General features: G+C 38.4%; 29 protein-coding genes. 10 read left to right on the top strand and 19 right to left on the bottom strand.

All coding sequences use genetic code 11. The features are described 5' to 3' along the window. Positions 1-22: 22 nt before the first annotated feature. The 12 genes from Q1K78_RS02580 to trmJ form a co-directional block, all read right to left on the bottom strand. Positions 23-1,141, bottom strand: a complete 1,119-nt coding sequence (locus tag Q1K78_RS02580) for a bifunctional tRNA (adenosine(37)-C2)-methyltransferase TrmG/ribosomal RNA large subunit methyltransferase RlmN (protein WP_300174122.1) — start codon at positions 1,139-1,141, stop codon at positions 23-25. A 215-nt stretch (positions 1,142-1,356) separates the two neighbouring features. Beyond that, positions 1,357-1,791 carry a nucleoside-diphosphate kinase gene (gene ndk, locus Q1K78_RS02575; protein ID WP_300174120.1) on the bottom strand — a complete coding sequence of 145 codons (435 nt, stop codon included), beginning with the start codon at positions 1,789-1,791 and terminating at the stop codon, positions 1,357-1,359. Between the two features lie 89 nt (positions 1,792-1,880). Then, a complete protein-coding gene (gene pepB / locus Q1K78_RS02570) occupies positions 1,881-3,167 on the bottom strand; it encodes an aminopeptidase PepB (RefSeq protein WP_300174118.1) in 1,287 nt (428 codons plus the stop codon). 224 nt (positions 3,168-3,391) lie between these two features. Beyond that, entirely contained in the window at positions 3,392-3,592 is a 201-nt protein-coding gene (gene iscX / locus Q1K78_RS02565; protein ID WP_300174116.1) for a Fe-S cluster assembly protein IscX, read from the bottom strand. A gap of 128 nt (positions 3,593-3,720) precedes the next feature. After that, the gene (gene fdx / locus Q1K78_RS02560; protein ID WP_300174114.1) at positions 3,721-4,059 is read right to left on the bottom strand and encodes an ISC system 2Fe-2S type ferredoxin; all 339 of its coding nucleotides are present in this window, start codon (positions 4,057-4,059) and stop codon (positions 3,721-3,723) included. 2 nt (positions 4,060-4,061) lie between these two features. Beyond that, positions 4,062-5,915: a Fe-S protein assembly chaperone HscA gene (hscA, locus tag Q1K78_RS02555; RefSeq protein ID WP_300174112.1), complete on the bottom strand. Its 1,854-nt coding sequence runs from the start codon at positions 5,913-5,915 to the stop codon at positions 4,062-4,064. A 35-nt stretch (positions 5,916-5,950) separates the two neighbouring features. Then, entirely contained in the window at positions 5,951-6,466 is a 516-nt protein-coding gene (gene hscB, locus Q1K78_RS02550; RefSeq protein ID WP_300174110.1) for a co-chaperone HscB, read from the bottom strand. A 15-nt stretch (positions 6,467-6,481) separates the two neighbouring features. Further along, positions 6,482-6,805 (bottom strand): iron-sulfur cluster assembly protein IscA, encoded by a 324-nt coding sequence (gene iscA, locus Q1K78_RS02545; protein ID WP_065592632.1) that lies wholly within the window; start codon positions 6,803-6,805, stop codon positions 6,482-6,484. A 130-nt stretch (positions 6,806-6,935) separates the two neighbouring features. Next, the gene (gene iscU / locus Q1K78_RS02540) at positions 6,936-7,313 is read right to left on the bottom strand and encodes a Fe-S cluster assembly scaffold IscU (protein ID WP_012549523.1); all 378 of its coding nucleotides are present in this window, start codon (positions 7,311-7,313) and stop codon (positions 6,936-6,938) included. Between the two features lie 32 nt (positions 7,314-7,345). After that, complete coding sequence (locus Q1K78_RS02535) at positions 7,346-8,560, bottom strand: IscS subfamily cysteine desulfurase (RefSeq protein ID WP_300174103.1); 1,215 nt, start codon at positions 8,558-8,560, stop codon at positions 7,346-7,348. Positions 8,561-8,591: 31 nt separating this feature from the next. Further along, positions 8,592-9,098: a Fe-S cluster assembly transcriptional regulator IscR gene (gene iscR / locus Q1K78_RS02530; RefSeq protein WP_300174101.1), complete on the bottom strand. Its 507-nt coding sequence runs from the start codon at positions 9,096-9,098 to the stop codon at positions 8,592-8,594. A gap of 110 nt (positions 9,099-9,208) precedes the next feature. Further along, on the bottom strand, positions 9,209-9,931 hold the full coding sequence (gene trmJ, locus Q1K78_RS02525; protein WP_300174099.1) for a tRNA (cytosine(32)/uridine(32)-2'-O)-methyltransferase TrmJ: 723 nt from the start codon (positions 9,929-9,931) through the stop codon (positions 9,209-9,211). A gap of 208 nt (positions 9,932-10,139) precedes the next feature. Between trmJ and suhB the strand changes: the two genes are divergently transcribed. After that, positions 10,140-10,943, top strand: a complete 804-nt coding sequence (suhB, locus tag Q1K78_RS02520) for an inositol-1-monophosphatase (protein WP_300174097.1) — start codon at positions 10,140-10,142, stop codon at positions 10,941-10,943. Between the two features lie 99 nt (positions 10,944-11,042). On the opposite strand, the gene truC is transcribed toward suhB, so the two are convergent. Both truC and Q1K78_RS02510 read right to left on the bottom strand, forming a co-directional pair. After that, positions 11,043-11,828, bottom strand: coding sequence for a tRNA pseudouridine(65) synthase TruC (truC, locus tag Q1K78_RS02515; RefSeq protein ID WP_300174095.1), 786 nt, complete (start codon positions 11,826-11,828; stop codon positions 11,043-11,045). A gap of 1 nt (position 11,829) precedes the next feature. After that, positions 11,830-12,144: a YqcC family protein gene (locus Q1K78_RS02510; protein WP_122036013.1), complete on the bottom strand. Its 315-nt coding sequence runs from the start codon at positions 12,142-12,144 to the stop codon at positions 11,830-11,832. A 102-nt stretch (positions 12,145-12,246) separates the two neighbouring features. On the opposite strand from Q1K78_RS02510, the gene Q1K78_RS02505 reads away from it, so the two are divergent. The 4 genes from Q1K78_RS02505 (at position 12,247) to Q1K78_RS02490 (ending at position 15,026) form a co-directional block, all read left to right on the top strand. Beyond that, on the top strand, positions 12,247-13,284 hold the full coding sequence (locus tag Q1K78_RS02505; RefSeq protein WP_300174091.1) for a DUF3549 family protein: 1,038 nt from the start codon (positions 12,247-12,249) through the stop codon (positions 13,282-13,284). A gap of 4 nt (positions 13,285-13,288) precedes the next feature. Further along, entirely contained in the window at positions 13,289-13,597 is a 309-nt protein-coding gene (locus tag Q1K78_RS02500) for a DUF3301 domain-containing protein (protein WP_300174089.1), read from the top strand. A gap of 710 nt (positions 13,598-14,307) precedes the next feature. After that, the gene (locus tag Q1K78_RS02495) at positions 14,308-14,577 is read left to right on the top strand and encodes a hypothetical protein (RefSeq protein ID WP_300174344.1); all 270 of its coding nucleotides are present in this window, start codon (positions 14,308-14,310) and stop codon (positions 14,575-14,577) included. After that, positions 14,577-15,026 (top strand): YaiI/YqxD family protein, encoded by a 450-nt coding sequence (locus Q1K78_RS02490; protein WP_300174086.1) that lies wholly within the window; start codon positions 14,577-14,579, stop codon positions 15,024-15,026. Before Q1K78_RS02495 ends, Q1K78_RS02490 begins: the two co-directional genes overlap by 1 nt. Before the next feature lie 72 nt (positions 15,027-15,098). Here Q1K78_RS02490 and Q1K78_RS02485 read toward each other — a convergent pair whose 3' ends face one another. Both Q1K78_RS02485 and syd read right to left on the bottom strand, forming a co-directional pair. Beyond that, positions 15,099-15,872: a Zn-ribbon-containing protein gene (locus tag Q1K78_RS02485; protein ID WP_300174084.1), complete on the bottom strand. Its 774-nt coding sequence runs from the start codon at positions 15,870-15,872 to the stop codon at positions 15,099-15,101. A gap of 105 nt (positions 15,873-15,977) precedes the next feature. After that, positions 15,978-16,526, bottom strand: coding sequence for a SecY-interacting protein (gene syd / locus Q1K78_RS02480; RefSeq protein ID WP_300174082.1), 549 nt, complete (start codon positions 16,524-16,526; stop codon positions 15,978-15,980). 108 nt (positions 16,527-16,634) lie between these two features. Here syd and queF point away from each other — a divergent pair, with 108 nt between their 5' ends. From queF to xni, 5 genes are all read left to right on the top strand, one after another. After that, positions 16,635-17,480 (top strand): NADPH-dependent 7-cyano-7-deazaguanine reductase QueF, encoded by an 846-nt coding sequence (gene queF / locus Q1K78_RS02475; protein WP_300174080.1) that lies wholly within the window; start codon positions 16,635-16,637, stop codon positions 17,478-17,480. 119 nt (positions 17,481-17,599) lie between these two features. Then, positions 17,600-19,819: a hypothetical protein gene (locus Q1K78_RS02470; protein WP_300174078.1), complete on the top strand. Its 2,220-nt coding sequence runs from the start codon at positions 17,600-17,602 to the stop codon at positions 19,817-19,819. A 174-nt stretch (positions 19,820-19,993) separates the two neighbouring features. Next, positions 19,994-21,556 (top strand): GGDEF domain-containing protein, encoded by a 1,563-nt coding sequence (locus tag Q1K78_RS02465; RefSeq protein WP_300174077.1) that lies wholly within the window; start codon positions 19,994-19,996, stop codon positions 21,554-21,556. Positions 21,557-21,699: 143 nt separating this feature from the next. Next, positions 21,700-23,058 (top strand): nucleotide 5'-monophosphate nucleosidase PpnN, encoded by a 1,359-nt coding sequence (ppnN, locus tag Q1K78_RS02460; protein WP_300174075.1) that lies wholly within the window; start codon positions 21,700-21,702, stop codon positions 23,056-23,058. Positions 23,059-23,150: 92 nt separating this feature from the next. After that, positions 23,151-23,924, top strand: coding sequence for a flap endonuclease Xni (gene xni / locus Q1K78_RS02455; RefSeq protein WP_300174073.1), 774 nt, complete (start codon positions 23,151-23,153; stop codon positions 23,922-23,924). Between the two features lie 207 nt (positions 23,925-24,131). On the opposite strand, the gene rlmM is transcribed toward xni, so the two are convergent. The 3 genes from rlmM to Q1K78_RS02440 are packed head-to-tail and all read right to left on the bottom strand — an operon-like array spanning position 24,132 to position 26,507. Next, entirely contained in the window at positions 24,132-25,223 is a 1,092-nt protein-coding gene (rlmM, locus tag Q1K78_RS02450; protein ID WP_300174071.1) for a 23S rRNA (cytidine(2498)-2'-O)-methyltransferase RlmM, read from the bottom strand. Further along, positions 25,220-25,606: a DUF423 domain-containing protein gene (locus tag Q1K78_RS02445; protein WP_300174342.1), complete on the bottom strand. Its 387-nt coding sequence runs from the start codon at positions 25,604-25,606 to the stop codon at positions 25,220-25,222. Before Q1K78_RS02445 ends, rlmM begins: the two co-directional genes overlap by 4 nt. Further along, entirely contained in the window at positions 25,599-26,507 is a 909-nt protein-coding gene (locus Q1K78_RS02440) for a transcriptional regulator GcvA (protein WP_300174069.1), read from the bottom strand. The genes Q1K78_RS02445 and Q1K78_RS02440 overlap by 8 nt, the downstream gene beginning before the upstream one ends. Positions 26,508-26,530: the final 23 nt, after the last annotated feature.

Here is a 26,530-nt window from a genome sequence, read left to right as displayed (position 1 = left end):
CCCTTGCTGTGATACTTCAAGATTAAACAGTTTTAACAGGGATTGCCTCGCCTTGCTGTTTAGCTTGAGTACGTTTAGTTCTATCGATTACATCACCCACTAATTGACCACAAGCCGCATCAATATCATCACCACGTGTTCTACGAACCGTTACCGTAAAATCGTATTCCATTAGTGTTTTCATGAATCGATCAATACGTGAATTACTTGGCTTCTTGTATGGTGACCCAGGATATGGGTTAAATGGAATCAAATTAATCTTTGCTGGGGTATCTTTTAGTAATTCTGCGAGTTGTCTTGCATGATCCATATCATCATTAACATGATCTAAAAGTACGTACTCTACCGTCACACGACCACGGTTTGCATTTGATGAGGCGATATATTCACGAACACACGCTAAGAATGCTTCAATGTTCCAACGATCATTGATTGGCATGATTTCACTACGTAGTTCATCGGTTGGTGCATGAAGAGAAATAGCAAGTGCAACATCCACTTTACCAATCATTTGCTCTAAGCCAGATACAACACCAGAGGTAGACACGGTAACGCGACGCTTAGATAAACCAAAACCTAGATCATCAAGCATGATGTCTAATGATGGAATTAGATTTTTCATGTTAAGTAGCGGCTCACCCATCCCCATCATTACTACATTAGTAATTGGACGGCGACCCGTTTCTTTTTCTAAACCAATTTCACGAGCGGCTCGCCAAATTTGACCTACAATTTCAGAAACTTTAAGGTTACGGTTAAATCCTTGTTGTGCTGTTGAGCAGAATGTACAAGCAAGCGCACAACCCACTTGAGAAGAAACGCATAAAGTTGCACGCTCTCCATCTGGAATATAGACCGTTTCAACGTCTTGATCGCCTACTTTCATCGCCCATTTGATGGTGCCATCAACAGAATACTGAGCTTCAGATACGTAAGGTGCGCGGATCTCACATTTGTGTTTTAATTTCTCACGAAGTTTTTTGTTGATGTTGTTCATTTGATCGAAGTCATCACAACCAAAGTGATACATCCACTTCATGATTTGATCGGCTCTGAATGCTTTTTCTCCTAATTCCTCAGAAAAAAATGCTCGAAGTCCTTTACGATCAAAGTCCAGTAGATTGATTTTAGCTGTAGTCATGTAGCCTCTCTGATAAATAACATCACCGCGAATATCGGGCGCAGAATTGTACAAGTTTTGGGAAGATATTACTAGCGATTAGAAGTTTGAAGCGGATGTATGATTAATCTGTATAGAAAAGAAAATTTACCGTATTGACTATTTTATTTTCTATACCAGACTAAAAGCAAGCCCCTCTGAACCCTTCAAGGGAGCTTGCGACCGACCTTAATGCTTTATTCAGCAGGACGAGGACAGATTTCATCATCAGCGAAGAAGTACGCAATTTCACGCGCTGCTGATTCAGGACTATCAGCCCCATGAACAGAGTTATAACGCATGCTGATTGCATAATCTGCACGCAGTGAGCCACAAGCAGCTTCTGCTGGGTTAGTTTTACCCATTAATTCACGGTAACGAACAACGGCATTTTCACCTTCTAACACCTGTACCATTACTGGACCAGAAATCATATAAGCAACTAGATCATTAAAGAACTCTTTTCCTTCATGCTCGGCATAAAAACCTTCCGCTTGTTCTTTAGTTAAACGCAGCATTTTAGCTGCAACAACTTGCATACCTGTTTTTTCAATACGACGGTAAATAGCACCAATAAGATTACGCTTAACAGCATCTGGTTTTACAATTGAAAAAGTACGTTCTATTGTCATTTTACTTTCCTTTAAGTTTCTTTTACTTCTTTTGAAGCTATTATAGTTATAAGAAAAAAGACCAAGTTTATGGCTCGATCTCTTATTTGTTATTTTGTAAGTAGGTTCGCTAACGTTCTTACGCCTACACCGGTTGCACCGGCTGACCACTTATCTGATGGTGCGGTACGATACGTTGCTGAACAATCCATATGTAACCACCCTTTCTTATAGTCATCGACAAAGTAAGAAAGGAAACCAGCAGCAGTACTTGCACCCGGTGAGTATGAACCCGAACCAATATTTGCCAAATCAGCAAAGTTCGATGGTAGCATATTACGATGAAATTCCATTAACGGTAAACGCCACAGACCTTCATTTTCTTCCTGAGCAGAGATTAATGCTTTTTGGCTCAACTCATCATCAAAACTTAATAAAGAATGGAAGTCATTACCTACTGCCATTTTTGCTGAGCCAGTTAAGGTCGCACAATCAATAATCAGTTCTGGATTTTGTGCTGACGCAAATTGAAGACCATCGGCTAATACTAATCGACCTTCTGCGTCAGTATTTAAAATCTCAACTGTTTTGCCATTTTTATAGGTAATAATATCACCTAACTTTAATGCTCGACCTGAGATCATATTTTCAGCACAACATAGAATCAACTTAACACGCTTATCTAAACCACGAAGAATAGACATTGCAAGACCAGCTGTCGCTAATGCAGAGCCGCCCATGTCAGCCTTCATTGATGCCATGCCACCTGAAGGTTTAATGCTGTAACCACCAGAATCAAACGTAATGCCTTTACCGACAAGACAAGCGTACACAGGCGCATTTTCATCACCTGTAGGGTTGTAATCCAATTGCAGCATCGCTGATGTGCGCTCAGAACCACGGCCAACAGCATATGTTCCCGTCCAACCTTCAGTTAGAAGATCTTTGTCTTTAACAATTTTAGTTTTCACTGTTCCAGCTGGTGCGACCGACTTAATAAACTCGGAGGCCATTGTTGCTAGTTGACGAGGGGCAACTTCTTCTGCCGTTTTATTTATAATGTCACGCGTCCAATTGGTCGTTAAAATTCGTGCATTCAATTCTTTCTCATCAGCGTCAACCAATGCAGTCCAAACAACATCGTTATTGTTTTTAGAATCACGGAAACCTTGAACAAAAGACCAGATAGACTCAAGACCCCATTCAGACCCCTTTAATTCAACAGTAACAATACCCTGACCGTTTAACTTTCTTGCTGCTTGTTGAATGGCACCATACACATCATCATTTGTAATGTGAATTACTGCGCCTTCAGAGGCAAATGAAATAAGAGCATTGTCGCCCCAATGAGCGGCTGCTGCTGCTGATGAAAGTTGTACTGTCATCTTTTGTGACATGGTGAATCTCCTTTAAATACGCAATAACTCCATACAATCACACAAACTAATCGAGGTGATCATTTATATTGCGCTACTATCAAACGGGTATAAGCGAACAGAACGTTCATTTCTATCTAATTTGCCAATTTTACCCTAGTGATACAAGGCCTTTAGATAAAATGTAAGAGGTGGATCCAATCGGTTGGTGGGATTTCATACGCTAATAAATGAAATTTACTCATCTAATCCCACTCATCCATCCAGCAAAGAATAATGGCTTCCAGTATTTTTTCACCCGAATGGTTAGGGTCATCATCAAATCCTTCCAAAGCCATTACCCACTCTCTTAAATCTGTAAAGCGAACGGTTTTAGGGTCAATCTCTGGGTATTGCTCTGAAAGCTCTATTGCTATTTCTCGTGAATCAATCCATTTAATGCTCATAATTTTATCCTTAGTTATACGAGTTTGTTTTTTATAGATATAAAAAAAGGTAAGTTCTGAAACGTAAGTTTCTCACTTACTTTTCATCTCTTACCTTTATCAAAAACAGTTCAATTAATCAGGTAAGATTAATGATCTTCTGACGCTAAGTTTAGTGTATATTTTGGAATTTCTACCACTAAATCTTGTTTCGCCATTCTCGCTTGACAACCAAGACGAGATTCTGGTTCTAGACCCCATGCCTTATCTAGCATGTCATCTTCAAGTTCATCACTCTCTTCAAGTGAATCAAACCCTTCACGAATAACAATATGACACGTTGTACATGCACATGATTTCTCACACGCATGCTCAATAGCGATACCATTTTTCAAAGCGACATCTAAAACCGTTTCGCCTTCATTGGCTTCAAGTACTGCACCTTCAGGGCATAACTCACTGTGTGGTAGAACAATAATCTTTGGCATTTCTATACCTCATCAATAGATTGACCGGCTAATGCGGCACGAATAGAAGCATCCATTCGACGCGCAGCAAACTCTTGGCTTGCTTCATCAGCGTGTTTAATTCCATCTTCAATTGCTTGCGTATCTGTACCTTGACGTACAGTAATTAACGCTTCAACTGCTTGTAAAATTGTTGCTTGTTCTTCTTTTGATAACAAGGCATCGCCATCGTTATTTAATGCAACAACAAGTCCTTCAATAACTCGATCTGCTTCAACTTGTTGTTCTGCTAATGCACGCGCTTGCATGTCTTCTTTTGCAAACGTCATTGAATCTTTAAGCATCGTAGCCACTTCATTATCACTTAAACCATAAGAAGGCTTTACTTGAATATGAGATTGAACACCGGTACTTTTTTCCATTGCCGTAACAGATAAAAGACCATCAGCATCCACTTGATAAGTGACTCGAATGTGCGCAGCACCTGCTGTCATCGGAGGAATGCCTTTTAGTGAAAAACGAGCCAGAGAACGACCATCTTCCACCATTTCACGTTCACCTTGAACCACATGAACCATCATGCCTGTTTGACCATCTTTAAACGTGGTAAATTCTTGCGCTTTCGCTACAGGAATGGTGGTATTACGAGGAATGATTTTTTCAACCAAACCACCCATGGTTTCAATACCTAGAGACAATGGAATAACATCAAGCAATAACATTTCAGCATCTGGTTTATTACCGACTAAAATATCCGCTTGAATGGCTGCGCCAATAGCAACCACTTGATCAGGGTCGATATTCGTTAATGGTATTTTACCAAAATAATCACCAACAGAACTGCGAACGATAGGTGTTCTTGTTGAACCACCAACCATGACCACTTCCATTACTTCTTCAGAACTAATCTCTGCATCTTTAAGAGCACGGCGGCACGCCATTAGTGTTTTTTTCACTAGTGATTGAATTAATTGATTAAAGATATCAACCGTAATACTGCCTGACCATTCTTTAAAAGAAACAGTGACAGAATCTGCATCAGACAAGGCTACTTTGGTTTCTGTTGCTAATGTCAAAAGCTCACGCTGCTCTTGATTAGAAAGAGCCGATGTAATACCTGCTTGGCCTTTAATCCATTGAGCTAATAGATGATCGAAATCGTCGCCACCAAGAGCAGAATCACCACCCGTTGCTAATACTTCAAATACGCCTTTTGATAAACGTAAGATTGAAATATCAAATGTACCACCACCAAGATCATAAACCGCAATAACACCTTCTTGACCTGAATCTAAACCATAAGCAATCGCTGCTGCTGTTGGTTCATTCAATAAACGTAGAACATTTAAACCTGCAAGTGTTGCCGCATCTTTTGTGCCGGCACGTTGAGCATCATCAAAATAAGCCGGAACTGTAATTACAACACCTTCAAGATCACCACCTAACGTTGCTTGAGCACGGTTAGATAATGATTTAAGGATCTCTGCTGATACTTGAACTGGATTCACATCACCTTGAGGTGTACGGATCACAGGTAATCCATTATCACTTTCCGTAAATTGGTAAGGTAAATCAGGGTAACGCGCTTGAATATCTTTCAATGAGCGTCCCATTAAGCGTTTTACTGAAATAATGGTATTTTGAGGATCAGAAGCGGCTGATTGGTAAGCGTTGGCACCCACACAAATTTTATCGTTTTGATATTGCACCACGGACGGAAGAATTACGTTACCTTTTGCATCAGGTAAGGTATTTGCTTCACCACTTCGAACAGAAGCGACCAATGAGTTAGTTGTGCCTAAATCGATGCCGACTGCCAGCTTATGCTGATGTGGTGCTGCACTTTGTCCAGGCTCAGAAATTTGTAGAAATGCCATGAGTAATATCCTTCACTTAATTAATCTAACAAAGATTAATTTAATAATTTATCTTCTAACTTTTCGACTTCTTGGTTTAGCTTATCAATAAACTTAAGTTTACGAACGCTTTGTGCCGCATCTTGCCATAACTCGGATTCTAATTGCTGTTTTAATTCAGCTAATTGAGTGTTACGCATTGCAGAGACATTTTCTGAAAAATCAAACAGTGCACTTTCAGGATCTGAACTTGAAAGTAAGTCTTCGAGATCTTCTCGTAACTCCATCTGTTGCATTAGAAACATAGGATCTTGCATTGTGGTTTGTTCACCACGAATGTCATATCCTTGCTCTGATAATATATACTCTGCACGAGTGACTGGATTTTTAAGCGTTTGATAAGCGTCGTTGATTTGTGCCGCTTTTTGAACGGAAAGCAAGCGGTCACGCTCTGAAGAGGTCGCGAAGTTGTCGGGGTGGAATCGTTTCTGCAGTTCAAGGAACTGAGCAGAAAGAAGGCCACCATCCAGTTCAAACTGGTTTGATAGCCCAAATAATTCAAAATGATTCATAGTTAACGTTATGCTCTATACGTTGAAGCTTTCACCACACCCACATTCACTTTTTACGTTTGGATTGTTAAATTGGAAACCTTCATTTAGACCTTCTTTGGCAAAGTCTAATTCCGTTCCATCCATATAAGCTAGGCTTTTAGGATCGATAATGATTTTCACACCAAACTCTTCAAACACTTCGTCTTCTTCGTTTAGTTCATCAACAAATTCAAGAATATACGCCATACCAGAGCAACCAGAGGTTCTTACGCCTAAACGTAGACCAATGCCTTTTCCTCGGTTTTCAAGAAATGTTTGAACACGGCTTGCTGCTGCTTCAGTTACTGAAATGGCCATACTACAACCTTTTACTATATTTGTTTTGTGGTCATGGGTGTCGTTAATCAATAACGACCTATATTAGACAATAAAGCGCCATATTTACACAATATTACGTAAACAAGACGCTTTATAACGTTACTTAATCTTAGTGCTTATTACGGTAGTCTAATACCGCTGCTTTAATCGCATCTTCCGCTAAGATTGAACAGTGTACTTTTACTGGTGGTAATTCTAACTCTTCTGCAATTTCAGCATTTTTCAATGCAGCAGCTTCGTCAAGAGTTTTACCTTTAACCCATTCTGTTACTAATGAGCTTGACGCAATTGCAGAACCGCAACCGTATGTTTTGAATTTTGCGTCTTCAATAATACCTTCTGGAGATACTTTGATTTGCAGCTTCATTACATCACCACACGCTGGTGCACCAACCATACCGCTACCGACTGATGGATCATCTTTTTCAAATGAACCAACGTTACGTGGATTTTCGTAGTGATCGATTACTTTTTCGCTATAAGCCATGATAAATACCTCTAAATTCTGGAACGTCCGTGTTAGTGGTGTGCCCACTCAACCGTGTTTAAGTCGATGCCTTCTTTATACATATCCCATAATGGAGACATATCACGCAGTTTATTTACTGCTTGGCTAATTTGTGTGATTGCATGATCGATCTCTTCTTCCGTCGTATAACGACCAAATGAGAAGCGAATTGAACTGTGTGCTAATTCATCATTCAAACCTAATGCTCGTAGTACATACGATGGTTCAAGACTTGCAGAAGTACATGCTGAACCTGAAGAAACTGCAAGATCTTTCAGTGCCATTAGCAATGATTCACCTTCAACAAATTCAAAACTGATGTTTAAGTTATGTGGTACACGCTGGTCTAAATCACCATTAATGTGTACCGATTCCATGTCTTTAACACCATTAAGAAGACGATCACGCATTGCTAAACAATGGTCATAATCTTTTTGCATCTCTTCTTTTGCGATACGACACGCTTCACCCATACCAACAATTTGGTGAGTCGCTAGTGTACCAGAACGGAAACCACGCTCATGACCGCCACCGTGCATTTGCGCTTCTAAACGAATACGTGGTTTACGACGAACGTACAATGCACCAATGCCTTTAGGGCCATACATTTTATGAGCCGAAAGAGAGATTAAATCCACTTTCATTTCTTGTACATCAAGAGGGATTTTGCCCGCTGATTGTGCTGCATCAACATGGAAAATAATTTTACGTGAACGGCAAAGCTCACCCATTGCAGTGATGTCTTGAATCACACCAATTTCATTGTTTACGTGCATAATAGAAACAAGAACCGTGTCTTCACGCATTGCTGCTTCTAATTTAGCTAAATCAACCAAACCATTTGATTCTGGGTCTAAGTACGTTACTTCATAGCCTTCGCGCTCAAGTTGACGACATGGATCAAGAACCGCTTTATGCTCAGTTTTACATGTAATTACGTGCTTACCTTTCTTATGATAGAAATGCGCAGCACCTTTAATTGCAAGGTTATCTGATTCTGTAGCGCCTGATGTAAATACGATCTCACGTGGATCCGCATTTAATAAAGCTGCAATATTGTCACGAGCAGTATCTACTGCTTCTTCAGCCTGCCAGCCGTAACGGTGTGAACGTGATGCTGGGTTACCAAAGCATCCATCCATTGTCATATGTTGAACCATTTTATCGGCTACGCGCTTATCAACAGGACAAGTCGCCGAATAATCAAAGTAAATTGGCAGTTTCATTTTCATCTCCGAGAATACAGACGTTTGACCGTCAAAGGCGGACATTAACACCCACAGAATTTATTATTTTAGAACCCGTTACTAACCCATGATTTAAGGCTGTATCGATATTTTGTCTATCTGATACTTGCTGAACTTCATTATCAACCATGAGTTCACCAAGAGTAATACCATCTAAGAAGCTACTAATACGTGAACTTAAATCACGCCACAAGGTGTGCGTTAAACAACGCGTTCCACCTTGGCAGCCTTCTTTACCATGACATTTAGTTGCATCTACTGATTCATCAACCGCTGAAATAACCATTCCAACCGCAATTTCATCAGGTTTTAATCCTAAGCGATAACCACCACCTGGACCCCGAACGCTAGCAACTAAACCGGCTTTACGTAATCTAGAGAATAATTGTTCAAGATAAGATAATGAAATCCCTTGTCTCTCCGATATATCGGCAAGTGGCACAGGGCCTTCTTGAGCATGCAGTGCAACATCGAGCATTGCAGTTACAGCATACCTTCCTTTCGAAGTTAATTTCATAAGTTACCTCATATCCACATTATTCGTATGGAATGAAGTTTCCCATACTTGACTATTTTGGTCAAGTATTTATCCTACTATTTTAGTCAAGTATTCTAACTTACTGATAATTATTCTTTTATGCTTCTTTCTACCGCAGTTAAGATACCGCGTAAAGTACGTAATTCTTGTGTTTCTGGACGAGCTCGATTAAACATACGACGCATCTTGTTCATTACCTGTCCAGGATGAGCCTTATTAATAAAGTCGGTGTCTGTCATGACTTTTTCAAGATGCTCATAGAATAATTCTAATTCATTGTTCAAAGGATAATCAGCTTCTTTTGATTCTCCTTTATAGGCAATACTATCTAACCACGCCACACGAGCTTCATAACTAATGGTTTGAACTGCCATAGCTAAATTCAATGAGCTGTATTCAGGATTTGCAGGAATACACACATGAAAATGACATTTCTGTAATTCATCATTAGTTAACCCTACTCTTTCTCGACCGAATACAAACGCTATAGGATGTGTTGGTGCTTCTTCAATTGCTTTAACACCTGCTTCACGAGGCTCTAGCATTGGCCATTCAAGTGTTCTTGAACGTGCGCTTGAACCAATAACTAAACCACAATCAGAAATAGCTTCATCTAAGGTATTAACAATACGAGCTCTATTCGCAATATCACTTGCACCCGCCGCTAATGCGATGGCTTGACCATCAACTTCACACTCTGGCGCAACTAATACCATATTAGTTAAGCCCATTACTTTCATTGCACGAGCCGCTGACCCAATGTTTCCTGAATGGCTAGTACCAACAAGGACAATACGAATTCTATCTAGCATGTTATTTTTCCATATGATGAAAAGAGCCGCCGGATACTATCATAAAGCAATATCCCTTTCTTCTTTATATGCCAGAGATTTTAACCAACGATCGCTTTTTTTATAATGAAAGACACTAACTGAACAAAAAATAAACGCTTCCTTTTAAACGTTAGTTTATGTATACTCGCGCCGATTTCTGTTCTTTAACATCTTTTGGGATATAACTATGCATCCAATGCTAAATATTGCTATACGTACTGCGCGTAAAGCCGGTGACTTTGTTGCTAAATCTTTTGAGCAAACTGACAAAATTGAAACAACAAAAAAAGGCAATAACGAGTTTATTACGAACATCGAAAACGATGCTCAATACATGCTTGTTGACATGATCAAGAAATCTTACCCTGATCACAGCATCATTTCTGAAGAGTCTGGCCTAATCGAAGGCAAAGACGCTGACGTTCAATGGATCATTGACCCATTAGATGGCACGACTAACTTCGTTAAAGGTATCCCACACTTCTCTATCTCTATTGCGGTTCGCATTAAAGGCCGTACAGAAGTTGCTTGTGTATACGATCCAATCCGTAATGAATTATTCACAGCTCAACGTGGTTCTGGTGCTCAACGCAACAACCAACGTATTCGTGTTCAAGAATTAAAAGACATGAACGAAACAATTCTTGCGACTGGTCTTCCATACCGTCAAAAACAACATACAGAAAGCTACTCAAAAGTACTAGGCGCAATGTTTGTTGAATGTGCTGATATCCGTAGCTCTGGTTGTCCTTCTCTAGATTTATGTTACCTAGCTGCAGCTCGTATTGATGGTTTCTTCGCTCTTGGCCTTAAGCCTTGGGAAATGGCAGCAGCAGACCTAATCGCTCGTGAATCTGGCGTTATCTGTACTGACTTCTCTGGCAACACTGACTACATGAAAACTGGCGGCCTAGTAGCTGGTAGCCCACGTATCGTTAAGTCTATGCTTAAGAAAATCCGTGAAAACGGCAGCGAAGCAATGGCTAAATAATCTTAATTGATTATCAAGATTTGAATTAAAAATCTTGATTAAAAAAAGGGAAGTGAGTTTATCTCACTTCCCTTTTTTATTGCCTTTTAACTCAATGTTCTATAACTCAACATCCCAACCGAACTCGGCCATTAATCTCTGCCACTTTTCATCAACGTTTGCTTTTATTACTGTGTTTTCACCCGTGATTGGATGAGTAAAACTCAGCTCTGATGCATGTAATAACAAACGGTGGCTATCCAAGTTATCTTTAAACAATCGATTGTGCTTACCATCACCATGACTCGTATCCCCTACGATTGGATGGCGCAAATGTGCCATATGACGACGAAGCTGATGTTTTCTTCCCGTATGAGGTTTAAGCTCCATTAAGCAATAACGACTGGTCGGAAACTTACCGGTTGAATAAGGCAATTCTACCTTAGCTAAGGGTTTGTATTCTGTAATCGCCTCTTTTGCTTCTACCTCTTTTGAGGCCTTTTTATCGGCAATTTTATCCAACTCTTTCTTAAGAGGATAATCCAACGTATCCGCTTCTTCTATCCAACCACGAACTATCGCATGATAGGTTTTCTTAATTTCTCTACTCGCAAATAACGGCGAAACTTGAGCGGCAATTTCACTTGATAATGCAAAAAATAAAATACCTGACGTTGGTCTGTCTAAACGGTGTAATGGAAAGACATGTTGACCAATTTGATCTCGTAATGTCTGCATGGCAAATACGGTTTCATGTTTATCAAGCCACGAGCGGTGTACTAGCATTCCCGCAGGTTTGTTAATCGCAATTAAGTGCTCGTCACGATAAACGATCTCAAGCTCAATTGGCTCAACCTGCTCTTCTAATAACTCATCGTGAGTCACTGCGTTTTCTTCTGTATTCACTTTATTTACCTAATGCATCAATGGCGTGACATAAACGAACAATGTCAATGTAGCCATCAACATCTTTTAATGCTTCTTCAATATAAGGTGCAATCGAAAACCCTTTTGGCGTCGGTTGACCATGAGAAATTAGCTGATTCATTTTAGGAATGAAAATCCACTGTAGCCATTCAGTAGCAGATAATGTGTCGATTGAAAAAGGTTCTGTACTTGATAAATCAGCTATCGATGGTGCAGTAATTTGCCAGTGCCCATGATAGTCCAATTGTTGAGCTAACTGCTCTAGTAACTCTGATAATACTAACGATGCTGTCATAACCGATTGAACTCGCACTCTCTGATACTTTTAATGACAAAGGATACCATCTTATCAAGGCTTGGGTATAATCACGATATTAACCATAGAATAAGACATATCATGGACCAGATTTATACGCTTAGCCAACTTATCCAACAATCAGATTGCGAGTACACAATTTATGATTTAGGTCGTCGTGTACAACCTATTTCAAATAAACAATTTGAATCCATAGAAGCGGCTCAGCAACCTTATCCTTATCCTCTTCAACGTCATGCTCATTTAGCAATTGCGTATTGGAATAAAAGTAAACAACCTTGGATTTGGTTTTTAAAACTTCCTTTAGATGAACGCGGTTTATTACAACAAGGTGATATCGGTAACTTTATTAAATATGTTGTTGAAGCTATTGGCGTATCATTAAGTGGCGATCTAAACGAAGAGCAACAACAAAAGCTTTCAAGTAACCCATACACGTTTAAGCCTAAAGATGACAAGATGGCCATGTTTCACAGTGTATTACGTACCACGCTGAAACAGCCTATGAGTCAGTATTACGAGCATGCTCAAACTTACCTCTCTGGTAATAATGGTTGGGATAACTGGCAGTTTGTTGGGGTGCAGGGCTTAGCGGATGTCTGTGCAAATCTTGATAAAGAAAATAATGGCGTAGCATTACGTAAAGCATTATCACATTTACCAACTACGGTTTTATATGCCACTCTTGGCTGCTTAGAGCACATTGACCTGCCAGAGAAGTTAGCGCTAAAACAGCAAGAAATTATTAGCGAACTGTGTAATGATGATAGTACTGATCTATTTTTACTATCTGCACATATTCGTGCTCTTTCTGGTGTAGAGACAAAGATCCTAACCCAAGCATTAACTCAAATTTTATCGAGTGAACGTCTCAGTCACCCTGAAGTATTGGTGGCGATTGCTGGACGTTGTTGGACTGGATTGGAAGATATAGCGACTGCGAATTTATTTTTACTTCGTTTAGCTCAAACGGGCGATCAACAACTGTTCAACCAGCTGTTTTCCGATTTAGTAATGCAACCTAAATTACGTATGTGTATGTTACAGATCTTGCATGGAGAAGCAGATCCTAAACTAGCAGACGCCTTATTAACGTTACAACAAACTACCAAGAGCTAATGATATGGATAATCTTTTTGCAATACTTGGCTTAACCTTTTTCTGTTTTCTTTTTTGGCAACAAAGAAGACAATCAGAATACGCACACCAAGCTATCCAGCAATACTGTAAAAAAATGGAATTGCAGCTATTAAGTGTCGCAAGAGGATCTTATGGCTTTAAATTACCTAGCGGTAAAAAACGTTTATATACCACTTATGAATTTGAATTCTCTTCAATTGGTGATGATCACTATACGGGCAAATTGATTATGATAGGCTTTAAAGCAGCAAAGTTTAATTTACCACCGTATCGCATGGCGCAAGAATATTAGTCTAGGTAGGTATTTGATTGAAGATAAGTACTTAATAGAAAATAAAGAAAAACCCCACTAAGCTTTCGCCTAATGGGGTTATAACCTTACTTGCAGCAATCCGGCTATCCGTATGCTCCATGCATCAAATCCTTGATTGTATGCTGAATCCGTCAGCGTATTCCTTTCGCGCTATCCTAGCGGTGTCCATGATCTAATCCTGATCCGTTAACAATCCATCGCTAACTCTCTTCACTTAATCCTTAAGCTGTGTCCATTGCCTTTCCTTAGTCGTAACCATCCTAGTTACTATTGAATCCATTCAATGTCCAAATTTGCTTTCCATGCCGATTACTCATCCTAAGTAACCGAGTGCTTCATCCTGAAGCGTACCAAATCCTTGGTCGTTCCTATTCCGTGTCAGTATCCTTCCGACACCAATAAGATTACGCTTTTGACTTTTTTGAACAAGACTCTAATTGCATTTTTCTATCTTAATGTAAGTTAAATTAAAACAAAGAAAGAACCAAATATTTAAAAATCAGTAAGTTAAAAATAAACTAGTCATAATTAACCATAAAATAAGCGTAATTTCGCACTTACTCTGTGAGAGATCTCGCACAACTCATTGTCACTTTAGCTATCCACTGATATTTCCTCGAATCATAAAACGATACATTGATCACTTTATTTTCGTTATGATACCCATAGATGAAATATAGGAAGTCATGATGAAAAATGTAACGGATGAACTGCTAAAAATAATGCAAGATTTAACCAATGAAGGAAAGAAGCCAACAACCGCCCTTGTTAAGTCTCGTTTAAGTACTCAAGTTCCTATGCCTGCAATTATTACTGCGATTAAATCATTTCAAGCCAGCGCTCATGTACCTAAAATTGAAGTGCGTGAAAACACGTTAACTACCAATGAACGTATTGTTCAGCTTGAACTACAAGTAAAAGAATTAACCCTGCGTTTAAACGCTTTGGAGAATAAATAATGCAAATTTGGGTAGATGCTGATGCATGTCCAAAAGTGGTAAAAGAAGTACTTTTCCGTGCCGCAACACGAACTGGGATCCAATTAACTTTTGTTGCAAACCACTATATTCCAGTACCTACGGCTGCAAACATTAAATCTATACAAGTTGAATCTGGCTTTGATGTGGCTGATGATGAAATTGTACGACGCTCTGAAGCGGGAGATTTAGTGATCAGTGGTGATATTCCACTCGCTGCCGAGTTAATAGAAAAAAAAGTACAGGTATTAAATCCTCGTGGCGAGCTTTATACCGAAGCAACGATTAAAGCACGACTTAATATTCGTGACTTTATGGATACAATGCGAGCAAGTGGTATTCATACTGGAGGCCCCGCCGCATTATCTCAGACTGATCGACGTGAATTTGCCAATCAATTGGATCGTATTCTCGCCAAATACAAAAAATAGAACGTTAGCAAATAAAAAATGGGCACTCACAATGAGCTCCCATTTTTTTATCAATCTCTATATAGCTCAATCTCAGTCTTTAAAGTCCCAAGACAGATTGCTTACCAATCGACATTCATCGCACTTAAAATCAAACACATCATGAATCGGCTCTTCTAACGCCCAATCTCCATCGCATACTGGGCATTTACGTGCTAATTCTTTTTCTTTGTTTTCACCACCCACGCGATAAATGTACAGATATGTTGAAATACCACTCAGTACTTCCATACGACGACACAAATCCCAACCGCGCTTAAACAAACGACTCTCACTTGAACTCACTTCATGCAATGCTGGATGCTCAACCACTGACCCATTCATTTGCAATTGATCACACGCACTCCAATCTTCTTGCCATTTAATAAATTGTTTCTGATCGCCATTGGCAACCGCAGGCAAACGATAAAGAGGGATAGGTTGAAGCGTCTCACCATGACGAATTGGCGAGCAAGTATGTAAATGAGTAGTGTACAGAATTTGCCAGCTCACCTTTTCACTCTCATCACTTGGATCCGAGTTCATGTCTTGGCCGACGACTTTTACTTTTGGTTGCAGTAATCCAAAATCACTTAATTGTTTAAATGCTAGATTTACTTGTGGACTATGGTTATCAGGGTGAAGAGAATCTTCTTCAGGGCAAATAACACGAGCAACAAAGTTAGTGCCTTTCATTAGGACTGGTAATTCACGTCCAATCACTTGTCCGTTATAACGTAAACAATCCAAACAATAATTAATCGCTTTCTCTACCGCTGCCATTGAGGTATCGCAGTACACTTCAAAATCTAACTCAGTTACAAACATTAACGTGTCTTTCCTACTACAATGTTTAAAAGAAAAATTCCGATAAATATACCTTTATCGGAATTCATTTAATCATGATCTTTCTAGGCTATATTAACCGATGGTTTAAGCCACAATCGGTTCAAGCTTTTCTAAAAACTCTGTCATATTCTCAGCCAATACTTTTCGTTTCTTGGTTCCAACAGTATCTAAAATCACTTCGCCTGATTGATTACAAATAGAAATCACTTCCATCTCATCGTCAGTTACTGCAATAAATAGCGTAGGAACTAGCTTTAATCTACGTTGCATAACAAGATGACCAAGCATATTGCCTTGTAAATTTTCTAAATCTTCATCACTCCAGACTTGAAGTAATTCAATATTCATATCCTCAAATTTAGCGGCCATATCTGCGCTAAATTGAGCACCATAAAACGCATGAAAATCATCATGAAGATCTAATTCAATGCCTTTTTCGATGTTAACTAATCGAATGTTCTCTTCACGAGCAATAGGTTGCCATAAGATCTCTAAATCACGCGTTTCATCAATACAAGGTGAAGCTAATCCCACTAACTCTTCATTTATCGGAAGGCTATTATGTTTGGCTTTCCATGCTTCTACATAGCGTTGACTAAAGTTAGCAAGCGCTTGCTCTACCGAAAGTGGCATTCGATTCTCCTAATAAGACAAAAATTCAAGTAAACTACCGTTAATTGTATCAAATAACGCTAATTTATTAAGCGACCTCTATTCTAATCTACTTTTGGCATTTTCAATATGACTAAATACACTAACGCTGATGAGCTAAAATCACTGACTCTTGGTCAGAAAACCGAATATAAACATAGCTATGAGCCAGAATTATTACAGGCCGTTCCTCGCAGTTTAAATCGTGATGATCTTAAATTAGGTGACGAATTACCTTTTGTAGGTTGTGATGTATGGACACTGTATGAGCTATCTTGGTTAAACCAAAATGGTTTACCTCAAGTGGCCGTTGGCGATGTAACTCTACCAGCGACAAGTCCTAACCTTGTTGAATCTAAGTCGTTTAAATTATACTTGAATAGCTTTAACCAAACTAAATTCTCTTCATGGGATGAAGTAACTCGTACATTAATTAAAGACTTAAGTGCGTGTGCAGGTGGAGAAGTAAAAGTAGAAATTCACCCTGTGCAAGCGTACTCGCAACAGCCGATTGTCGATATGCAAGGTGAGTGCATCGATAATCAAGATATTATTATTGATAACTATGAGTTTGATGCTAACTATTTAGAATCAAGTACATCAGAAGAAATAGTCAACGAAGTTCTGCATAGCCATTTATTAAAATCAAACTGTCTTATCACCAATCAGCCAGACTGGGGCAGCGTTGAAATTAATTACGAAGGCAATAAAATTGATCGTGAAAAATTGCTTCGCTACTTAATTTCGTTCCGCCAACATAATGAATTTCATGAGCAATGTGTTGAACGTATTTATACAGATATTATGAAATTCTGCTCACCAAAATCATTAACGGTATTTGCTCGTTACACTCGTCGTGGCGGATTAGATATTAACCCATTCCGCAGTTCTCATTTAATTAAGCCTGAACATAATCTACGTTTGGCTCGCCAATAAGAAATAACACGAAAAGCACATCTTTACCGTCTAATTTGTCTACTTTGAACCGTTTTCTTAGTAGACAAATTTCATGACAACGATAGTATGTAATAGTTGCCTTCTAATGGATTATTTACATGTCTTTCCGTCAATGCTTTCTTCTTATTTTATTTTTTTTCCCGCTTTCAGCTTCAGCTAAGTTTTTCTCTGCGCCTATATTAAATGACGCTTATCACCTACTGGATACAAATCCAGAGCAGTCCCTAGCTATTGCAAAACAATATTTAAAACAACGTCAAATATCACCTGAGCAAGATCCGAATAGAATTCAAATTAATAATGACTCTGAGCGTACAATTCGTACACCAATTAGTACCGTTGAAGCATTTCAAATCAAAGCCCTTGCTAATAAACGTTTAAATCGAAATCGTGAATCGATTGAATCTATTAGGCAAGCAATAAGTCTCGCTAAAGACTTTAATTTAAAATCAGGGTATTTAGAATCTCAATTAATTTATGCTAGCTTATGGTGGAATTTAACCAAAGACGCTGATGAAACTAATGCCATACTGAAAATTATTTCTACCAAATTAAATGAGTACAACAAGCAAATTTTACTGAATAAAAAGCTCTCATTTGGTTTAGCCTTAATTCATGCTGAAGTCGAATCAGAACAAGGAAACAATAGTAAAGCTCAGCAGTTCTATAAAAGGGCAATGTCTCATGGTAGTGCACTGAACGATCCTAGCAGTATGATTTTCTATCATCTTTCTTATGGTAGATATTTCTTAAAAAACAAGCAATTCGATCAGGCACTAACCGAACTATTAAGCGCGTATTGGCAATCAATAGAAGCAGATAGAAGCGGTCAATTAGCAACTGTCAATTATTTACTTGGTCAATTATTTTTCCAAAGACAAGTCCTTGATAAGGCATTAGAGCATGCCTCACAATCTGCTGAGTTCTATGGCCGATACAATAACAGCGAACAACTATCTAACGTCCTAATTTTAATTGCTCAAATACACTTAAAACAAGGCCGATTCAACTTAGCTTTAGTTCAATATTTTAACGCTCTTGATCAAGAGAAAGAAAAAAATAACGTTAATAAATTAATCTCATTACGTTTAGATATCGCAAATACCTACTTCTTACTTTACAACTATGCATTAAGTGAGCATTACCTCAAACAAGCGAATAACCTTAATGAATATGTTGAACTACCTAAGCAAAAAGCGATTGCTGCGTTATTGCAAGCAAAGCTAGATCTAGTTAAAAATAAAACAGATCTTGCTGTTCAGCAAATACAAAATGCGATTAAATACAGTCAGGAAGATAATAATATTTCGCTAAAGTTACAGTCACAAAAACTGCTATCAAAAACGTATGAAAGAATGGGATTATATGAGCAGTCATTAAAAGCTCAAAGAGAATACGAAACCTTAAACTCATCAATCCAAGCAGTACAGAATGAAATTAATGAAGAAGTCTTTAGACAACAAAAGAGCATCATTGAACAATCATTACATTACCAAGGATTAGAAAAACAGCTTAAAGATAACCACTTACAAACTCGTAAAATTCAAAAAATCGCGGGGTTTTTGTTGGTATTATTAACGATACTTTCTATCTACTCTTTTAGAAAACAGCAAGTAAATCGTTTTTTGAAAAAACGCTTACATTTATTATTAAATAAATATTATACCCACCCAAGAAGTGGCCTTCGTAACTTCCGTTTACTGACAGAAAGATTACCCTCATCACTACAACAAAGCAGCTCTAATATTGAGCAGTGGCATCTAGGTGAATTAATTAATGAACCATTGAGTGATCGCCTTCGATTCACTCTCTTTCATGTTCCTATGTTGCAGCATTTATATTTCACACACGGTTATCAAGAAGGGTTATCCATAGAAAAACAATTCGGCGATTATTTATCGACCGTTGTTAGTTTGCCAAGTCGAATTTATCATTTTTCTGATGCTAGCTTTCTTTACATAGAGCACAAATCTGATTCTACATGCAGCTCTCAAGAAATGGCAGAAACAGTCCAGGAGTGGATTAACTGCTTTGAATCAAAAGTAATATCCGATAGAACGGTTAATATAGGTATGGTCGAGTATCCTTTTTTACCTAGGGCATATACTGCTATCAATGACCGTGAACTCATTGATATCCTTTTAATGGCAACGAATACCGCCTGTAATATCAGCTCTGAAGAATCAGGGAGTCAATGGGTTCATTACCGAGCTATCGATAATGCACCTGCTGCAAGTTTTGCAAGTAATAATATACTATTAGCATGCGAACAAGCGATAAACCAAGGGTTAATCAAAGTGACAACATCAAAAAACTAAGCTCCTATTTGGACAATGCATCACAAAAATGACAATGAAAGTGCGTAAATAATTATCAATTGATAAAATGTTACAGTTTTTTTAGCCTGTTAATTATAAATTTGTTATTATTAATCATATTGACTATGTCAATAGTTTAACACATTAAATACACATGAGTTACCCTAGGTTATTATGATTGAAGTATCCATTGTCGCCTCAGAATTAAATCAGTTAAAGCAGCAGCTAGATCAAACACGTCTATCACATCGTGATACTACATTGAAATCACGCCGTGAAATACTGCTTCTAAAACGTATTATTTTACGTTTCTGTGCCGCATGTAAACACCATGATAGTGATCTAGATAAAGAAATTGTTGAGCTTGCAACCAGTATTGAACAAGTTGAAAACACTTCTGATTTAACGATTCGTATCGCCGCTTTTGAGCGACTAATTAATCGCTATAAGATGAATGTTCAAAAAGAGCATTCTGTTATGGAAGACCATATTTCTTATTGTGGTGAAACTCTTCAACGTGTTGTTGGGTTACCAGCAGGCCTTAAACGAGATCTCCGCACTCTATTACAATATCCTTCTCAAGATGGCAGTAAACATATTCAACGTATTGTTCGATTAATTGAACTCTATGAACGTGCAATTAAATTCATTTCTGTAGGCAAATTGTCTTCTGAGATCAATGCCAATGAAATCATTGATATTGATACTCAAGAACAATTAAGCAACGAATTACAGCATTTAATCTCAGAGTTAGATTTTGATAATACTTCTGGTAATAAATTACTTGGTATTCGTAATAAACTATTAACCAGCGTTGATGCCGTTTCGTTGATTGATTTAGCCCTACAAACATTGCAATTGGTTTTAGAAGGTACAAACAACGAACGTAAAGCATCTCAAGTTTTTGTCGGTGAATTAAACACTCAAGTCGCACAAATTATTAAAACCAGTGAACAGAATCAAAACCAAGGTCAATCTTATTTAGAACAACGCTCATTGCTTAATGAAGAGTACTCTCTTCTTATTAGGCAAGCCGAAGGGTTGTTAGAAAGTAAAATAAGTGAACAAGAAAGCAAAGCAAAAATGATGATGCTGTTAAGTGAAATGAGTGACTTATCTGAGCGTAATAAAGCGATGCAAGAACGTGAAGCGGCGCTAATTGAACGTCATGAATACACAACAACAAAATTAAATCATTTATATGAAGAGACGCTTGAATATCGTCGTCAGCTTAATGATCAACAACAGCGTGTATTTAAAGACCCGCTAACAAAAGTCTATAACCGTGCAGCTATGCACGAGCGTTTGGACTTAGAATATAAACGTTGGGTTCGTCATCAACACTCACTTGTTCTTAGTATGATCGACATTGATCAGTTCAAGCGTATTAATGAGAAATTTGGTCATTTAGCTGGAGATAAAGCGCTTAGTATTATAGCGAAAACTATTGAAAACCAAGTATCAGATACTGATTTTGTCGCTCGTTTTAGTGGTGAAGAGTTCTTGATTTTATTTACTGAAACCGAAAAAGAAAAAAGAGAAAAAGTACTGAAAGCCATTCAATTTGCAATCTCAAAGCTACCTTTCAAATTCAAAGATGAACACGTCCAAATAACCGTCTCTATTTGCAGTTCTGAATTTACTAATAGTGATGTTCCTGAAAAGGTAATGAAACGCTCGATAGATGCTCTCTATAAACAAAAATCAAAAGGCAAAGAACAACTTATCTACTTATGATTCATCACTAAAATATAATACATATCTTTTAATAAATGGTTATAAACCTCTCAGTTTTTTCGTTTCCCCCTCGCTAATCCTCTCATTGCTGTGTAAGTTTAGTAGCTAAACAACAATAATAAAAACAGCTAGGGAGGCACTATATGATTACTCATATTAGTCCCGCAGGTAGCATGGATTTGCTATCGCAATTGGAAGTAGATCAACTAAAAAAAACGGCTTCTAGTGAAGTCTACAGAATGTACCGTAATTGTACATTAGCGGTCTTAAATTCAGGCAGCCACACTGACAGCTCTAAAGAACTCCTTGAAAAGTACGAATCTTTCGATGTATCTGTAACGCGTCGAGATCGGGGTATAAAACTCGAACTAAGTAATCCACCAGAACATGCTTTTGTTGATGGAACCATAATTAAAGGGATCCAAGAGCACCTATTCTCTGTATTACGTGACATGGTATATGTGAATATGCAAATAGCAGATCACAACCGTCTAAACCTAACAAAAGATACTCATTTAACAAATCTTGTCTTCAGTATTCTACGCAATGCAAAAGCGCTTCATACGGGTATTGAGCCGAATCTTGTTGTATGTTGGGGTGGTCATTCAATCAATCCTATCGAATATCAGTACACTCGTGAAGTTGGTCATGAACTTGGCTTACGTGAATTAAATATCTGTACTGGTTGTGGTCCAGGAGCAATGGAAGGCCCAATGAAGGGCGCTGCTATTGGTCATGCAAAACAGCGTTATTCTCAAAGCCGCTTTGTTGGGTTAACCGAACCTTCTATTATCGCAGCAGAGCCACCAAACCCTATAGTAAATGAATTGATCATCATGCCTGATATTGAAAAACGGTTAGAAGCGTTTGTTCGTATGGCTCATGGTATTGTCATTTTCCCTGGAGGTCCTGGCACAGCAGAAGAGTTGTTATACATTTTAGGGATAATGATGAACCCAGCCAATCGCCAACAACCAATGCCGATTGTATTAACTGGGCCAAAAGAGAGTGAAGCTTACTTTCTTTCAATTGATACCTTTATACGTGAGACATTAGGTGAAGAAGCGACACATTATTATGAGATCGTTGTTGATGATCCAGAAAAAGCAGCGATTATAATTAATCATGGTATCAAAAAAGTAAAAGAATACCGTAAAGCGACCGATGATTCTTATAGCTTTAACTGGGCATTAAAAATTGAATCTGAGTTCCAATATCCTTTTGAACCAACTCACGAAGCGATGTCTTCACTTGATTTACACTTAGATCAACCAACTGAAAATCTTGCAGCAAACTTACGCCAAGCATTTTCTGGTATTGTCGCTGGTAATGTAAAAGCAGAAGGTATTGCTGAAATAGAAAAGCATGGTGTCTTTAAACTTCATGGCGATCCTACGTTAATGAAAAAAATGGACCGCCTGCTACAAGACTTTGTTAAGCAAGGACGAATGAAGCTTCCCGGTTCTAAATATGAACCTTGTTATGAAATCGTCGTTGATTAGGGCTGGCATCACCCCTACCCACTAACGTACAATAATAGGCCTATACATTTGTGTGGGCTTTTTTCTTTTTTATATATAGGAATGAATACGTTATGGCAATTCATCTGGTTATTATTGACGCATTAAATCTTATTCGTCGCGTTCATTCAGCTCAACCAAACCAAGATGATATTCAAGCGGTCGTTACCACGACAAGCCGTACAATCAATCGTATTTTAAAAGAAACTGAACCCACTCATATCATCGCTGTATTTGACCACCATTTACAAGATAGAGGATGGAGAGCGGAAGTTTTACCTAAATATAAAGAAGACAGAAAACCAATGCCTGAAGCACTACAAAAAGGCATGGATCGCATTCAAGAGGCATGGTGGAAATTAGGAATAGATTCACTTTTATCTGATGGTGATGAAGCCGATGATTTAGTCGCAACTTTGGCAAATAAAGTCGCTGCACATAACGAACAAGTCACGATAGTTTCAACCGATAAAGGGTATTGCCAATTACTCTCTCCAACTTTACGCATTAGAGATTATTTCCAACATCGCTGGTTAGACGCTCCGTTTATTGAAAAAGAATTTGGCCTTAAACCTGAACAATTAGCCGATTATTGGGGATTAGCAGGGATCAGTTCAAGTAAAATTACCGGCATTCCGGGGGTTGGTCCTAAAGCAGCATTAGAAATATTAACTCAATTCCCAACCATTGAAGCGGCCAATGAATCTGAAGAGTTACCGAAAAAATATCGTAAGAAATTTGATGAGTATTATGAAACCGCGATTCTATGTCGAAAAGTCGCCGGTTTAAGAACCGATATTGAGCTTGGGTTTAACTTACAAGATATACGATATGATAAGCCTGAATAGTTGAAATTAAAACAATGAATATAATGTGCTTTTCTACAAAAGAAAGATGGCTGTATTAGATATGGTTATTACGTCGATGACAAACAGTTTTTTTGCGCCAAAGCACATCATATTCAACACTGTATTTAAATAAAAACGCCCGTAGATCAGATGACCTACGGGCGTTTTGCATTTATCTTGCAAGAGCGTTTTTATCTCATAGCAAAATTAATGTGGAGAGATATTAGTAATCGCTTGGATATGAACCGTAATTTCTTCACGGTCATGATACAAATGCTTCGCTTGAAGCTTGTATTGGAAGTTGTTTTTCTTCAAAAACTCTTTCAAATTTTCAATATCTTGAAGAACTTCATCGTAACGACCTTTCATTGGTAACTTAAGGTTAAATAGCGCTTCTTTAGCCCAACCTTTAATTAACCATTCACCCATAAGGTGTGCAACTCGTGCAGGCTTTTCAATCATGTCACACACGATCCACGTTACGTTCTTTCTTTGTGGTTCAAATTTAAAACCATCAACCATGTGGTGTTTAACTTGACCTGTATCCATTAAGCTCTGCGCCATCATGCCGTTATCAATCGCATGAACAAACATTGAACGCTTAACCAGTTGGTAAGTCCAACCGCCAGGACAGGCACCTAAATCAACAGCCCACATACCAGAAGCCAAGCGAGCATCCCACTCATCTCTTGGAATGAATACGTGAAACGCTTCTTCCAATTTCAATGTAGAACGGCTTGGTGAATCTGAAGGGAATTTTAAACGAGGAATCCCCATAAAGAACGTTGAGTTATTGTTGGTGTAAGAATAACCAACATAACAGTGACCCGGAGCAATAAAACAAATATGCATAACAGGGATTCGGTCTGAATCTCTTGCCGTTAACATCTGCTTGCCACGTAATGCTTGGCGAAGCGGCACGGTAAATTTACGACAGAATTTTAATAACTCTTTTGCTTCATTCGTATCAGGTGTTTCAATACGGATATCACCACAATGAGGCATACCTTCAACACTACTTAGCGCATCCAGGATTGGAGAAATACGATCTTCTGATGGTAAATCTTTTAATTCAGTCGCTACCGCAAGCATTTGACGAGCAAAGATCAGCTCATTAAATTTAATCTCTCGGATTAGCTTATCTGCATCGCCTTCCTGGTAGCATTCAAATAGCACATAGCCTGTATTATTTTTTAGGCGAGGAAAACCAAACACTTCAAGTTGAGTGGCTTTATCTTGGATCTCACCTGCACACTCTTTCTCAAAACCAGAGCGACAATAGAACATTACTTGTTTCACTTTGAAACCTCAGTCAAACGATAAGTTGAAACAGCCAGCGTTAGCCAACCGATAATAAAACAGAGTCCACCTAATGGAGTTATTGGCCCAAACCACTTAATTCCTGTGAACACTAATGCATATAAACTACCACTGAAGAAAATCATACCAATGGTAAATAGCAAGGCGGCGTATGATACCCCTTTTGAAAATGAATTTCTCAATAAAATTCCACATCCAAACAGTGCAAGTGTATGCCACATTTGGTATTGCACCGCAGTCTCATACACATCAAGTAGATACTGTGATAAAACAGGCTTCAAACCATGAGCACCAAAAGCACCTAATCCCACAGTTATCGCCCCACTAACACCCGCAATAAGTAAACATTGACGACTATTCATCATCCGTAATCTCTTGTTCACTACGAGCCTTACTCAATATCCACTTTCTAAACGTTGCAATACGTCCAGTATCCGCTTGTTTTTCGCTACATACTAAATAGAACGCATTTTTACTTATTAATAGTTCTTCAAAAGGAGCAACTAAGCGACCAGCATCCAGTTCAGGTTGAGCAAGTACATTATTACCTAATGCAATGCCTTGCCCATGCGCAGCGGCTTGTAGCACCATAGTTGAATGGCTAAAGATCGGCCCTTGATTCACGTTCATGCCTTGTAAATCAAACTGTTTTACAAACAGCTTCCAGTCTTTACGTGACGTATCATGCAATAATGTATGAAAACGTAGATCATCAATCGTTGCCAACGGTTTTTCATTTAACAGGACTTGTGGTGAACATAATGGCAATAATTGCTCTTGGTATAACAAATCAACTCGTAAACCAGGCCAATTACCACGACCGTAATAGATCGCCACATCGACATCTTCAGTTAACGAACCTTCATCCATATCAACCGCTTTGATCCGCACATCTATATCTGATTCTTGATTATTAAAATCAGACAAACGAGGAACAAGCCATTGAATAGCAAAACTCGGCGGTAAACTAATGGTTAAAGCACCTTTCGCACTTCTTTCCAATACTTTATCTGTTGCTTCAGATAAAGAAGAGAAGATTTCTTTGATGTCTAAGAAGTAGCTTTGTCCCTCTTCAGTAAGAAGTAAAGATCGATTACGACGACGAAATAGCTTCAAGCCCAAAAATTCTTCTAATGCTTTGATTTGATGGCTAACTGCTGCTTGTGTAACAAATAATTCTTCCGCCGAACGAGTAAAGCTTAAGTGTCTAGCTGCCGCTTCAAACACACGTAAAGAATTTAAAGGTGGTAATCTTCGAGACATAAGAACTCACATAATGAACCATT

This window comes from uncultured Aliivibrio sp., assembly GCF_946479765.1.
Classification (GTDB): domain Bacteria; phylum Pseudomonadota; class Gammaproteobacteria; order Enterobacterales; family Vibrionaceae; genus Aliivibrio.
The sequence above is the reverse complement of the archived record's forward strand: the minus strand, read 5'-3'. Positions and strand labels throughout refer to the sequence as shown.